The following is an 11,401-nucleotide window of genomic DNA, read 5'->3' as shown; positions in this document are numbered from 1 at the left end:
TACAATGATTTATTGTTCGTAACGAAAGCGAAATTTTTCTTGTTCATTAGCCGCTTTTGCCAGAATCCACTGGCGGAAGGCAGCTATTTTACCCAGTTCAGCCTGACTGTCATGACAAACGAGATAAAACGCATTCTTGCTGACCAGAACATCATTAAACGGGCAGACCAAACGGCCTGCCTCAATCTCGGACTGCGCCATCACGTTGTTGGCCAGAGCGACACCTTGTCCATGGATTGCGGCCTGCAGCACCATTGCGCTGTGGCTAAAAATCGGTCCCTGTTGCACATTAATATGGTTTAGACCCAACTGGCGGGTATAAGTTTGCCAGTCGCGACGGGAAGCATCGTGTAACAGCGTATGTTGCGCCAGATCAGCAGGTGTTTTCAATGCTTTGTCGCCGGTAAGCAACAATGGCGAGCAAACCGGGAGCAGATATTCGGCGTATAATTTTTCAACGCGCAGCCCCGGCCAGTTGCCGCGGCCATAAAAAATCGCTACGTCAACATCATCCGCCAGCTTGTCTTCCTGACGGTCTACCGCCTGGATTCTGACATCGATTCCCGGATAAGCTGAGTTAAAGCTTGTGAGTCTCGGCACCAGCCACTGTATGGCAAAACTGGGCAGCATACTGACGGTCAACGCCCCTTTTGCACTTCGTGCCTGAAGCTTGCGGGTCGCCTCGGTGAGCTGGGAAAAAATATCTTTAATATCCTGAAAATAGCTCTGTCCCTCTTCCGTCAAAAGAAGAGAACGATTGCGTCGACGGAACAGCTTGAGGCCGAGGAAATCCTCCAGTGACTTGATTTGGTGGCTGACTGCGGCCTGGGTCACAAAAAGCTCATCGGCAGCGCGAGTGAAGCTGAGATGACGTGCGGCTGCATCAAAAACACGTAATGCATTCAGAGGTGGCAAACGCTTTGACATAGTTATTCTGGCTTAGATGTTAAGGCAATTTAACAAACAGGAAACAACAGTTAACCTATTAGTTTTTTTTATCTGAGCCATTATAATTTGTCCGTTGAGGTTCTACCAGCAAATACCTATAGTGGCGGCACTTCCTGAGCCGGAACGAAGAGCTTTTTTTGGAATGCGTGTTCCAACAAGCTTTTGGCTTACGGTTGTGATGTTGTGTTGTTGTGTTTGCAATTGGTCTGTGTGTGTGCGGACCATGGTAGCTAAGCTACCCCTTTTTCACTTCCTGTACATTTACCCTGTCTGTCCATAGTGATTTAATGTAGCACCGCAATGCGCGGTGCTTTTTTTTGCCTGCTATACCCGTCATGCTTCAAGTTGCCTGTGCGTTGGCTACGTTACTCGGCTCATCCATGAGCCTCGCCCTTACGGGCCGCCGCTACACAGCGTTCAAATCTGTTCCAGACAGATTTGTCGTTCACCCCCAGTCACATACTCGAGTAAGCTCCAGGGGATTAATGAGAGGCTCCTGCCTCTCACCGGAGGCCAGCCTTCGGCTGGTCAAATTCGTTCCCGACGAATTTGTCGCTCACTAGCCATCTTCCTGCAACTCGAATTATTTAGGGTATATACGCCAATCACTTATCCAGTTCGCCCAACTGTTTTACGTCAGAACGATTGATCTGCTGCTTATTGCCCCAGGCATCTTTGTAGGAAATCATCCCAGTGTCATTGTCCGTTTGCGGTTTCCCGTCCGTCACAATGGTGCGCCCGTCATTAGTGTGCATCACGTAGTTGGAAGAACAGGCGCTCAGACCGAAGGTCAGCACACAGGCAGAAATAATGGCGGCAGTCTTATTCATTTTCATCTTTCTCTCCTTACGACTATTTATACTGTTTATGATTCATTCATCACCAGGTTAAAACGCAAACCCAACACTATTTAGCATAACCATCTTTTACACCGCCGAAGTCACATTCAGAAAATTCCACTCGCTAGCAGAAACCTTGTATCGCCAGCCGATTTGCGCGACGATCGCCGAATCAATATGAGGAGCTCATGAACGCATTCAACCCCGTCCAATTTCGCGCCCAGTTTCCGGCGCTGTCCGATGCTGGCGTCTATCTTGATAGCGCAGCGACGGCGCTTAAGCCGCTGGCGGTGATCGAGGCCAGCGACCAGTTTTATCGCCTCAGCGCGGGTAACGTCCATCGCAGCCAGTTCGCCGCAGCCCAGCGGTTAACTGAACGCTATGAAGACGCGCGCGCGCGCGTGGCGGCGCTGCTTAACGCCCCTTCCGGCAAGGATATTGTCTGGACGCGCGGCACCACCGAGGCCATAAATATGGTGGCGCAGAGCTACGTCCGTCCGCGCCTGAAGCCGGGCGATGAAATTATCGTCAGTGAGGCGGAGCATCACGCCAATCTGGTTCCGTGGCTAATGGTCGCAGAGCAGACCGGAGCCCGGGTGGTGAAGCTTCCGCTTGCGGCCAATCGCCTGCCGGATGTGGCTCAACTGAGCTCGCTGATTACGCCGCGCAGCCGGGTGCTGGCGATCGGTCAGATGTCCAACGTCACCGGCGGCTGTCCGGATCTGGCGTTGGCGATTGGTCTGGCCCACGCTGCCGATATGGTCGTGATGGTGGATGGCGCACAGGGTGCGGTGCATTTCCCGGCGGACGTGCAGGCGCTGGATATCGACTTTTATGCCTTCTCGGGCCATAAGCTCTATGGGCCAACGGGCATTGGCGCGCTGTATGGCAAAAGCGAACTGCTGGCCGAGATGCCGCCCTGGCTCGGCGGCGGGAAAATGATTACTGAAGTCACCTTCGACGGCTTTAAAACCCAGCCTGCGCCTTACCGCTTCGAAGCAGGAACGCCAAATATCGCCGGAGTAATTGGCCTGAGCGCGGCGCTGGAGTGGCTGGAAGAAACCGATATTGCCCAAGCGGAAAACTGGAGCCGCAGCCTGGCAACGCTGGCGGAAGAGGAGCTGGCAAAGCGTCCGGGCTTCCGTTCCTTCCGCTGCCAGGACTCCAGCCTGCTGGCGTTTGATTTTGACGGCGTGCACCATAGCGACATGGTCACGCTACTGGCGGAGTCCGGCATCGCCCTGCGGGCCGGTCAACACTGTGCTCAGCCGCTGCTGGCGGCGCTTGGCGTCAGCGGTACCCTGCGAGCCTCGTTCGCGCCTTATAATACGCAAGACGATGTTTATGCGCTGGTGCACGCCGTTGACCGCGCCCTGCAAATACTGGTGGATTGATGACGACTTCTCACCCTTTTGGTACCCGCATTACTGAAGAGGCCTTGCGCCAGACCTTCACTCCACTCACCCAGTGGGAGGATAAATACCGCCAGCTGATTTTACTCGGTAAGCAGCTTCCGGCGCTGCCGGACGACCTGAAAGCCCGTGCCAAAGAGATTGCCGGGTGTGAAAACCGCGTCTGGCTAGGCTATTTCATTGATGCCGAGGGCAAACTGCATTTCTACGGCGATAGTGAAGGCCGCATTGTGCGCGGCATGCTGGCGGTGTTATTAACCGCCATTGAGGGGAAAAACGCCGGAGAACTACTGGCACGGGACCCGCTGACGCTATTTGATGAGCTGGGACTGCGCGGCCAACTCAGCGCCTCGCGCAGCCAGGGGCTGAATGCGCTGAGCGAAGCGGTTCTCACCGCCGCCCGCGAGGTTTAACCTCATCCCGGGGGCGGCGCTTAACGCGCCTTGCCCGGGCTACGAGTTCGTGCGGTTTTGTAGCCCGGACAGGTGCGCAGCACCGCCTCCGGGGAATTACCCGGCAGAAGCCGCCGCTTCACGTGCCGCCTTCGCCAGCATTTTCTTCAATGCATGGGACACGGCGACAAAACCAAAGGTCGCGGTCACCATCGTTGCCGCGCCAAATCCGGATGCGCAATCCATCCGTTTTGGACCCTCGGCGGTGCTTTTCATCGCGCACACGCTGCCGTCTGCCTGCGGATACACCAGCGCTTCGGTGGAAAAGACGCAATCAATGCCCAGTTTACCTTTACTGTTCTTCACCACCCCAAACTGGCTTTTTAGCCGCTCGCGCAGCTTGGCTGCAAGCGGGTCCTGGATGGTTTTCGCCAGATCGGCGACCTGAATTTGCGTCGGGTCGATTTGCCCGCCCGCACCGCCAGTGGTAACCAGCGGCACCTTATAGCGACGGCAGTATGCGATTAATGCCGCCTTCGGGCGCACGCTATCAATGGCATCAATCACGTAGCTGAAACCCACGCCCAGATACTCAGCGACGTTTTCCGGGGTGACAAAATCGTCCACCACCGTCACCCGACACTCGGGGTTGATCAGGCGAATGCGTTCCGCCATCACTTCCGCTTTCGCCAGACCGACGTTACCGTCGAGCGCGTGAACCTGGCGGTTAGTGTTGGTAACGCAGACATCATCCATATCGATAAGGGTAATCGCGCCAATCCCGGTTCTCGCCAGCGCTTCCGCCGCCCATGAGCCCACACCGCCGATGCCGACCACACAGACATGCGCATCGGCAAAACACTGCAGCGCTTTTTCACCATATAAACGCGCCGTACCGCCAAAACGCTGACGCCAGGCATCGCTGATTACAACAGACATAGAACCTCAGAATTAGTGGGAATTCCCGGGTCGCGGCGCAAGCGCCTTACCCGGGCTACAAAATATCGGTCAGGTGCGCGTTAACCGCTAAAGACGTTGCCAGCGCCCGGCGCGTTTTTCAGCACCCATACGCGACCATAGTGGTTATACCAACCGGCACGATGCCCGGCATCAGCCCCAATGCCCTGGTAAATATCAAAGTGCTGGCCCTTAATCGCACCGCCAACGTCCAGGGCAACCATTAAGCGCAGCTCGTACTGGCCGTTAAACTTACCGTTATTATCCAGCAGCGGCACTTCCGCCAGCAGCGTGGTGCCCGGTGGAATAATCGAACGATCGGAGGCGACCGATGCACGGCCAATCAGCGGCACCGCGCTGGCGCCTTTCACCGGTGCGAAAGACTGCGGCTTAAAGAAGACGAACGACGGGTTCTGCTCCAGCAGTTCACGAACTTCCGCCTCGCTGTGCTTTTCACCCCATTCGCGGATCGCCTGCATCGACATATCTTCACGCTTCACTTCGCCGCGATCGATAAGCACCTTACCGATGCTGTAATAGGACCAGCCGTTTTTCCCGGCATAGCTAAAGAAGTTCAGCGGCGAACCGTCGCCAAAATCAATATAGCCGCTGCCCTGCACGTCCATTATAAAGTTGTCCATCAGCGAGTTGCTGTAGGCGAGGATGTAGTTGTCGCTCAGAGCGCCCGCGTAAATGCTGGCGCGGGACGGCAGCTTACCGCGCTTGGGCGGCATACGGTAAATCGGATACTGGAACTCGCCCTGGCGAGTATGGCGCGCCTGCACCACCGGCGTGTAGTAGCCAGTAAACTGGACGTTACCGTAGTTGTCCGTCCCCTGCATCTGCCAGGCGTCGATACCAAACTGGCTCAGCGTGCGGGTATCACCGCCGGAGCGCAGCCAATCCTGCAACGCGTTGTAGACGTTGCTCTGACTGTTATAGAGACGCGGCGAGGCGCTACGGATTTTGCTCACCTGCTCGGAGAAGTCACCAGCGTTAATCGGTGAGCCGACCGCATCAGGTTGGTTAACCAATGAAAACGGCTGGGTGAGTTTGCCTTCATTATACTGCTGACCGCGATCGGTCGGTTTTGAGGAACAGGCGGCCAGCATTGCCAGCATTGCCCCTGTTACTGCGTATTTTGCCCAACGTCCTTTCATGGTATCTCTTCTTTATGCAACTAAGCCCGGGTGCGTGATGAAGATAACAAACCCCCAGGGCTAATGAAATGCGCTTAGGCACGGCAAAGACAGTTTTGCGCAAAAAACAGACTAACAATGCTTCCATATGCATCAATTCTTACAAAATTGACGATTTCTATGAAAAAGGGTTGCATCAAAACGTTAGCAGAGTATAGTGCGCTTCCACGGACGCGGGGTGGAGCAGCCTGGTAGCTCGTCGGGCTCATAACCCGAAGGTCGTCAGTTCAAATCTGGCCCCCGCAACCAATTAAAATCAGAGAAGTAACGTTACTCGATGGAAGAGTAATGACGGACGCGGGGTGGAGCAGCCTGGTAGCTCGTCGGGCTCATAACCCGAAGGTCGTCGGTTCAAATCCGGCCCCCGCAACCAATTAAAATCTGATTATTTATACGAGTAGTTCGAATCACAGGAAGGCGGCGACGCAGTGAATCCTTAGGAGCTTACATAAGTAAGTGACTGAGGTGAACGAGGAAAGCCAACGTACATGTGGTTTGAAATACGACGTAGAAAGACGGACGCGGGGTGGAGCAGCCTGGTAGCTCGTCGGGCTCATAACCCGAAGGTCGTCGGTTCAAATCCGGCCCCCGCAACCAACATCATAAACACCCTCAAGGGTGTTTTTTTGTTTCTGCGTTCCGCAAACCCCAGACCTTTCACGGGAACGGCTTAGCACCGTCCCCGCAAATCTCCTCAGCCTTTTGGCAAAACAATATTGCTCGCCGCCAGCATGCCCATATCGTGGTACATCGCACAGGCCGCTTCGACGATTGGCATAGCCAGCGCCGCGCCGCTGCCTTCCCCCAGACGCATGCCCATATTGAGATACGGATCCAGCTCCAGGTGCATCAGTGCCGTGCGTGCGCCCTTCTCTGCCGAATAGTGCGACGGTATCAGGTAGGGTTTCACTTCCGGCGCAATTCGGCACGCCGCCAGCGCCGCCGCGTAAGACAGGAAGCCATCGAGTAGTACCGGCAATCCACAGGAAGCCGCGCCCAGCATCACGCCCGCCATCCCCAATAAATCAAAACCGCCCACTTTCGCCAGCACGTCCAGACCATCATTCGCGTCAGGCTGGTTAACGGCGATAGCTCGACGTACCACTTCCACTTTGTTACCGACTTTGGTCAGCGGTAAATTCGCGCCAATCCCCACCACCTCTTGCGCATCGCTACCGGTCAGAACGCTGACGATCGCCGCCGCCGGGGTAGTATTCGCCATCCCCAACTCACCAACGCCAAACAGCGTGACGCCATCTTCCGCCAGCCCACGGGTATAGCGAATCACCTCCAGCAGCAGCTCTTCGGCCTGACCACGGCTCATTGCCGGGCCGACGGCGATATTTCCGCAACCACGCGCCACGCGCATATTGATAACGCCAGGAATCAGCTCGGCATCAATCCCGACGTCAATCACATGCATTTCCGCCCCTGCCTGCGCCGCCAGCACGCAAACGCCGGTCTTGCCCAGCGTCATATTGGCCGCCTGAATTGCGGTCACCACTTTGGGCGAAATCGCCACCCCTTCATCCCAAACGCCGTGGTCGGCGCACATCACCAGCAGCGCCTTCTTTTTCACCTGCGGCACGCCTTCAAGACCGGGCATTCCCGCGAGCTGTACGGCCAGGTCTTCAAGGCGTCCAAGGCTTCCCGGCGGCTTAAGCAGGCCATCAATATGGAGTTGCGCGCGCGCCATTGCATTTTCATCAAGCGCAGGGATCGCGCCCAGTAGAGAGGTTAAGCTGTGCATAGAGATTCTCGTCATGTTGGCTGGCTCATGGCAGAGCCAGCAGGAAGAATAACTCCCGGTACGGAGCGCCTGGTTTATTTGATTTTTACGCCGATGCCCGACACCACCAGCCAGACCTCATCCGCCGCCGCCGCAAGGCGCTGGTTGACTCGCCCGGCAATATCGCGGAAATGGCGGGCCAGACGGTTTTCCGGCACGATCCCCATCCCCACCTCGTTGGTTACCAGCACCACGTGAGCCGGGCAGCGCTGACAGGCGGCAATCAGCACGGCGATTTCGGCGTCAATAGCCCGCTCCATCGCCGCGTAATCCCAGCCGTCCGGCGAACTGTCGCCGCCCAGCGCAAACAGCAAATTGGTGACCATGGTGGTAATACACTCCAACAAGATCGCTTCTTCGGGATGGTTATCCGGCGTTATCAGCTCATCAAGCTGCTGCCAGCGCTCGGCCGTGCGCCAGTGCGCGGGCCTGCCGTCGCGGTGGTGTTGGATCCGCGCCGCCATCTCATCATCAAAAATCTGTGAAGTGGCGATGTACAGCACCTGCGGCGAGTGGGCGATCAGCGCTTCGGCGTGACGGCTTTTGCCGCTGCGCGCGCCACCAGTAACTAAAGTCAGCATACAGGCTCCTGATGCTGGCGCATGATGGCGTAGATTTTTTCGATATCAATATTCTGGCGCATCGCGTCGGCCAGTAGATCGAACTGCTGGGATTTGTACTGCGCATACTGGAAGTCACTATCGAGCGCCGCCAGACCTTTACGCTGGCGCAGGCCGTTAACCAGCGCGCGAGTGAATTCATCGCTATCAAACAAGCCGTGAAGATAGGTACCAAACGCCAGACCATCGTCGCTCACCGCGCCGTCCGCCACGCTCAGCCCGTTCTTATGTAATTGCATCAGCGAACGGCAGCCGTCGTGCAGCTCGGTCTCGCCCATATGAATTTCATAGCCGCGTACGGCAAGCCCTGCCGTTGCCGCCAGCCACTCTGGCAGCACCGGAGCCAGTGTCGCCGTGACCTGAGTGGTGGTTTTGTGCTGTGCGAAGTGGGTCACGGTATTGAGTAACCCTAGCCCGGGCTGGGTGCCAAGTCCCGATTCCACCTCATCAATAATGGTTTCGCCGAGCATCTGGTAGCCGCCGCAAATCCCCAGCACCGGCACGCCCTGACGCCGGGCCTGCAGCACCGCATGCGCCATCCCGCTTTCGCGCAGCCAGAGCAGATCGCCGAGCGTATTTTTGCTACCCGGCAGGATCACCATATCCGCGCCCGCCAGCTCCTGCGGGTAACGAACATAGCGCACGCGAACGTCCGGCTGCGCCGCCAGCGCGTTGAAGTCGGTAAAGTTGGAAATATGCGGTACCTGGACCACAGCAATCTCAATATCGCGCTTGTCGGTACGCAGGTATTTTCCCTTTTGCAGCGCCACGCCGTCTTCGTCTTCGAGATCGACATCCAGCCACGGCATCACGCCGAGCACCGGGACGTTGGTCAGTGCTTCTATCTGCTCGATACCCGAGTAAAGCAGCGTCACGTCGCCGCGAAATTTATTAATAATGACGCCTTTAACCCGCGCACGTTCGTGGTCGTGCAGCAGCGCGAGGGTGCCGTAAATGGAGGCAAAGACGCCGCCGCGATCGATATCCGCCACGAGGATCACCGGACACTGCGCCATCTCGGCCATACCCATATTGACGATGTCGCGGTCGCGCAGGTTGATCTCCGCCGGGCTGCCCGCCCCTTCCAGCACCAGCACATCATGCTCCGCGGCCAGGCTGTTATAGACCGAAAGGATCTGCTCGCGCAGGCGCGGCTTGTATTCGTGATAGCTCACCGCGTCCATATCGGTCGCCACCTTGCCCATCAGCACCACCTGGGCTTTGCGGTCGCTGGTCGGCTTGAGCAGCACCGGGTTCATACGCACATCCGGGGCAATGCCCGCAGCTTCAGCCTGGAAAATCTGCGCACGACCCATCTCTTTGCCATCCGGTGTGATACCGGAATTGAGCGCCATATTCTGCGATTTAAACGGCGCGGTACGCTGCCCGTCCTGATAAAAAATACGGCACAGCCCCGCCACCAGCACGCTTTTACCGACGTCAGAAGCAGTGCCCAGTAACATAATTGCCAGCGTCATGACGCCTCCTTCATTGCATGATTTCGCATCCGCTCAAAAAACTCGCCTTCGGTTTTGCACAACGGCAGTCCCAGCTGCGCATGCAGTTTCACCAGCCACGGCTGGGTCAATCCGGCCTGCGTCATTAACTCGCTGCGGGCAAACACCTCTCCGGGTTCGCCGTGTGCAAGCACTTCGCCACGGCGCAAAACGTAAACCGCATCGCTGACTTCATAAATCAGATCGATATCGTGGCTGGAGATCACCACGTGGTTGCCTTGATCGACAATGCGCTTAATGATGTCGATCATCTGCGCGCGCCCGGAGGGATCGAGGCCCGCCGTGGGTTCATCAAGCAGCAAATAGCGTGCCTGCAGCACCAGCGCTCCGGCGATCGCCACGCGTTTTTTCTGCCCGTGGCTCAGACACTGAATCGGCTGCTGGCGAAAAGACTGCGCATCAACCAGGGTCAGCGCATCGTCCACCCGACGGGCGATTTCATCTTCCGCGACGCCCAGGTTACGCAGGCTAAAGGCGATATCGCTATCGATATCGGTATAAAAGATCTGCTGATCCGGATCCTGAAATACGGTCGCCACCTGTTGACGCAGCGCCAGCAGGCCGCGCTTGCCATAATCCAGCGGCTTCCCTTGCCACAACACCGCCCCTTTTTGCGGGCGCAGCAGGCCGCTCAGGTTCATAAAAAGCGTGGATTTTCCGCAGCCGTTTGCCCCCACCAGCCCGGTCACGGAGTGGTGAGAAAAATCCAGAGTCAGCCCCTTCAGCACCGGCTCATCCTGATAGCGAAACCAGAGATCGGTCGTGGCAAGCATACTTATCCTTAGAGGTGAAAATCACCCTGGTACAGTTTGATATCCAGCGTGGTGCTCATTTGTTGGTAGCGGATCATCACGCGGGTAAACAGCAACCCCACCAGCATCGCCAGCGAGCGATAGCCTTTCGGCACGCTACGGTAGCCAAAACGCAAAGTTTGCGCACGGTGAATCGCCAGCGCTTCGTCTAAGAGAATAAAAATAAAGCGCCAGGTCAGCAGGATTTGCTCGGTCAACAGTCGTGGTACCCGACCGCGCTTAAGCAGCAAAATCAGCTGCGGGAACGGCAGGTTCAGCACCAGCCAGAAGGTTGACGCCAGCGCCGCCAGGCTGCGCCAGAAGGTCTCATTAGCGGTGTTCAGCCCCGCTGAGGTGATGCCCAGCCAGTAGCTTCCCAGCGGAACGCTCACCAGCAGAGCATGCGGATCGCGGCTGATGCTAAACAGAATAGTCACCACGCCGATCAACAGGAAGCCGAACGGCAGCGCCATCCAGCGGCACCAGCGCCACGGCGAAACCCGCAGCAGCCAGCAGGTCAAGGCGGCAATCAGCACCATTTCAATACCCTGCCCCAGCGGGGGCAGGGTAAAGGCCAGCACCATCAGCAGCAGCCAGAACAGAAACTTGCGCTCTGGCGCGACGTGAAACCAGCGGCTTTGATAGCTTAGTCTGTCAAACCCGGTCATCACGGCGTTGTCTGCCTTTGCTGTAGCCCAAAATATAGAAAATCACCGCCGCGCCAAGGGAGCCCTGTAACGTGAACAGCAGACTCTCAATTTCTCCGCTCGCCGGTTCGTACAGCGGCTGGAACCATGGCTCATAGTGCGGTGCAACCACCTGAATCTGGCTCTCCGCCTCGCCGTCCGAACCGCCAAATTCACCCCCGTGATCGATAAAGAACGGTAGGATCACCAGCGCCACCACCATCGATAACAATATCAGCGTCTTTTTCATG

The 11,401-nt window shown here is 56.8% G+C and carries 12 protein-coding genes and 3 tRNA genes; 5 read left to right on the top strand and 10 right to left on the bottom strand.

All coding sequences use genetic code 11. The annotated features are described in order from the left end of the window. Positions 1-9: 9 nt before the first annotated feature. Positions 10-927 (bottom strand): glycine cleavage system transcriptional regulator GcvA, encoded by a 918-nt coding sequence (gene gcvA / locus HV213_RS06300; protein ID WP_181485065.1) that lies wholly within the window; start codon positions 925-927, stop codon positions 10-12. Between the two features lie 626 nt (positions 928-1,553). After that, positions 1,554-1,778: a YgdI/YgdR family lipoprotein gene (locus HV213_RS06295; RefSeq protein ID WP_014226620.1), complete on the bottom strand. Its 225-nt coding sequence runs from the start codon at positions 1,776-1,778 to the stop codon at positions 1,554-1,556. A gap of 197 nt (positions 1,779-1,975) precedes the next feature. On the opposite strand from HV213_RS06295, the gene csdA reads away from it, so the two are divergent. Both csdA and csdE read left to right on the top strand, forming a co-directional pair. After that, on the top strand, positions 1,976-3,181 hold the full coding sequence (gene csdA, locus HV213_RS06290; protein ID WP_181485064.1) for a cysteine desulfurase CsdA: 1,206 nt from the start codon (positions 1,976-1,978) through the stop codon (positions 3,179-3,181). Further along, positions 3,181-3,612: a cysteine desulfurase sulfur acceptor subunit CsdE gene (gene csdE / locus HV213_RS06285; RefSeq protein ID WP_181485063.1), complete on the top strand. Its 432-nt coding sequence runs from the start codon at positions 3,181-3,183 to the stop codon at positions 3,610-3,612. Before csdA ends, csdE begins: the two co-directional genes overlap by 1 nt. A 96-nt stretch (positions 3,613-3,708) precedes the next feature. Here the strand turns inward: csdE and tcdA are convergent, their stop codons facing one another. Then, positions 3,709-4,530 carry a tRNA cyclic N6-threonylcarbamoyladenosine(37) synthase TcdA gene (gene tcdA, locus HV213_RS06280; protein WP_181485062.1) on the bottom strand — a complete coding sequence of 274 codons (822 nt, stop codon included), beginning with the start codon at positions 4,528-4,530 and terminating at the stop codon, positions 3,709-3,711. Between the two features lie 80 nt (positions 4,531-4,610). Then, positions 4,611-5,708, bottom strand: a complete 1,098-nt coding sequence (gene mltA / locus HV213_RS06275) for a murein transglycosylase A (protein ID WP_181485061.1) — start codon at positions 5,706-5,708, stop codon at positions 4,611-4,613. Positions 5,709-5,919: 211 nt separating this feature from the next. On the opposite strand from mltA, the gene HV213_RS06270 reads away from it, so the two are divergent. The 3 genes from HV213_RS06270 (at position 5,920) to HV213_RS06260 (ending at position 6,344) form a co-directional block, all read left to right on the top strand. Continuing rightward, positions 5,920-5,996: transfer RNA gene (locus tag HV213_RS06270), tRNA-Met, on the top strand. Between the two features lie 47 nt (positions 5,997-6,043). After that, positions 6,044-6,120 (top strand) — tRNA-Met (locus HV213_RS06265). Between the two features lie 147 nt (positions 6,121-6,267). Beyond that, positions 6,268-6,344, top strand: a tRNA-Met gene (locus HV213_RS06260). A gap of 97 nt (positions 6,345-6,441) precedes the next feature. Here HV213_RS06260 and cobT read toward each other — a convergent pair. From cobT to HV213_RS06230, 6 genes are all read right to left on the bottom strand, one after another. Further along, positions 6,442-7,497, bottom strand: coding sequence for a nicotinate-nucleotide--dimethylbenzimidazole phosphoribosyltransferase (cobT, locus tag HV213_RS06255; RefSeq protein WP_181485060.1), 1,056 nt, complete (start codon positions 7,495-7,497; stop codon positions 6,442-6,444). 74 nt (positions 7,498-7,571) lie between these two features. Next, positions 7,572-8,117 (bottom strand): bifunctional adenosylcobinamide kinase/adenosylcobinamide-phosphate guanylyltransferase, encoded by a 546-nt coding sequence (cobU, locus tag HV213_RS06250; protein WP_110275907.1) that lies wholly within the window; start codon positions 8,115-8,117, stop codon positions 7,572-7,574. Next, entirely contained in the window at positions 8,111-9,634 is a 1,524-nt protein-coding gene (locus HV213_RS06245) for a cobyric acid synthase (protein WP_181485059.1), read from the bottom strand. The genes cobU and HV213_RS06245 overlap by 7 nt, the downstream gene beginning before the upstream one ends. After that, entirely contained in the window at positions 9,631-10,446 is an 816-nt protein-coding gene (locus tag HV213_RS06240) for an energy-coupling factor ABC transporter ATP-binding protein (RefSeq protein WP_181485058.1), read from the bottom strand. Before HV213_RS06240 ends, HV213_RS06245 begins: the two co-directional genes overlap by 4 nt. Before the next feature lie 8 nt (positions 10,447-10,454). After that, positions 10,455-11,132 (bottom strand): energy-coupling factor ABC transporter transmembrane protein, encoded by a 678-nt coding sequence (locus tag HV213_RS06235; RefSeq protein ID WP_181486343.1) that lies wholly within the window; start codon positions 11,130-11,132, stop codon positions 10,455-10,457. Further along, complete coding sequence (locus HV213_RS06230; RefSeq protein WP_181485057.1) at positions 11,119-11,400, bottom strand: energy-coupling factor ABC transporter substrate-binding protein; 282 nt, start codon at positions 11,398-11,400, stop codon at positions 11,119-11,121. Before HV213_RS06230 ends, HV213_RS06235 begins: the two co-directional genes overlap by 14 nt. Position 11,401 lies beyond the last annotated feature (1 nt).

This window comes from Klebsiella sp. RHBSTW-00484, from assembly GCF_013705725.1.
Classification (GTDB): domain Bacteria; phylum Pseudomonadota; class Gammaproteobacteria; order Enterobacterales; family Enterobacteriaceae; genus Klebsiella.
The sequence above is the reverse complement of the archived record's forward strand: the minus strand, read 5'-3'. Positions and strand labels throughout refer to the sequence as shown.

What these genes read in the sequence shown, in the direction of transcription:
- cobT (WP_181485060.1), bottom strand. Translation starts at nt 7,497, where the DNA reads ATGCACAGCTTAACCTCTCTACTGGGCGCGATCCCTGCGCTTGATGAA.
- gcvA (WP_181485065.1), bottom strand. Translation starts at nt 927, where the DNA reads ATGTCAAAGCGTTTGCCACCTCTGAATGCATTACGTGTTTTTGATGCA.
- HV213_RS06295 (WP_014226620.1), bottom strand. Translation starts at nt 1,778, where the DNA reads ATGAATAAGACTGCCGCCATTATTTCTGCCTGTGTGCTGACCTTCGGT.
- mltA (WP_181485061.1), bottom strand. Translation starts at nt 5,708, where the DNA reads ATGAAAGGACGTTGGGCAAAATACGCAGTAACAGGGGCAATGCTGGCA.
- csdE (WP_181485063.1), top strand. Translation starts at nt 3,181, where the DNA reads ATGACGACTTCTCACCCTTTTGGTACCCGCATTACTGAAGAGGCCTTG.
- HV213_RS06235 (WP_181486343.1), bottom strand. Translation starts at nt 11,132, where the DNA reads ATGACCGGGTTTGACAGACTAAGCTATCAAAGCCGCTGGTTTCACGTC.
- HV213_RS06240 (WP_181485058.1), bottom strand. Translation starts at nt 10,446, where the DNA reads ATGCTTGCCACGACCGATCTCTGGTTTCGCTATCAGGATGAGCCGGTG.
- HV213_RS06245 (WP_181485059.1), bottom strand. Translation starts at nt 9,634, where the DNA reads ATGACGCTGGCAATTATGTTACTGGGCACTGCTTCTGACGTCGGTAAA.
- tcdA (WP_181485062.1), bottom strand. Translation starts at nt 4,530, where the DNA reads ATGTCTGTTGTAATCAGCGATGCCTGGCGTCAGCGTTTTGGCGGTACG.
- HV213_RS06230 (WP_181485057.1), bottom strand. Translation starts at nt 11,400, where the DNA reads ATGAAAAAGACGCTGATATTGTTATCGATGGTGGTGGCGCTGGTGATC.
- cobU (WP_110275907.1), bottom strand. Translation starts at nt 8,117, where the DNA reads ATGCTGACTTTAGTTACTGGTGGCGCGCGCAGCGGCAAAAGCCGTCAC.
- csdA (WP_181485064.1), top strand. Translation starts at nt 1,976, where the DNA reads ATGAACGCATTCAACCCCGTCCAATTTCGCGCCCAGTTTCCGGCGCTG.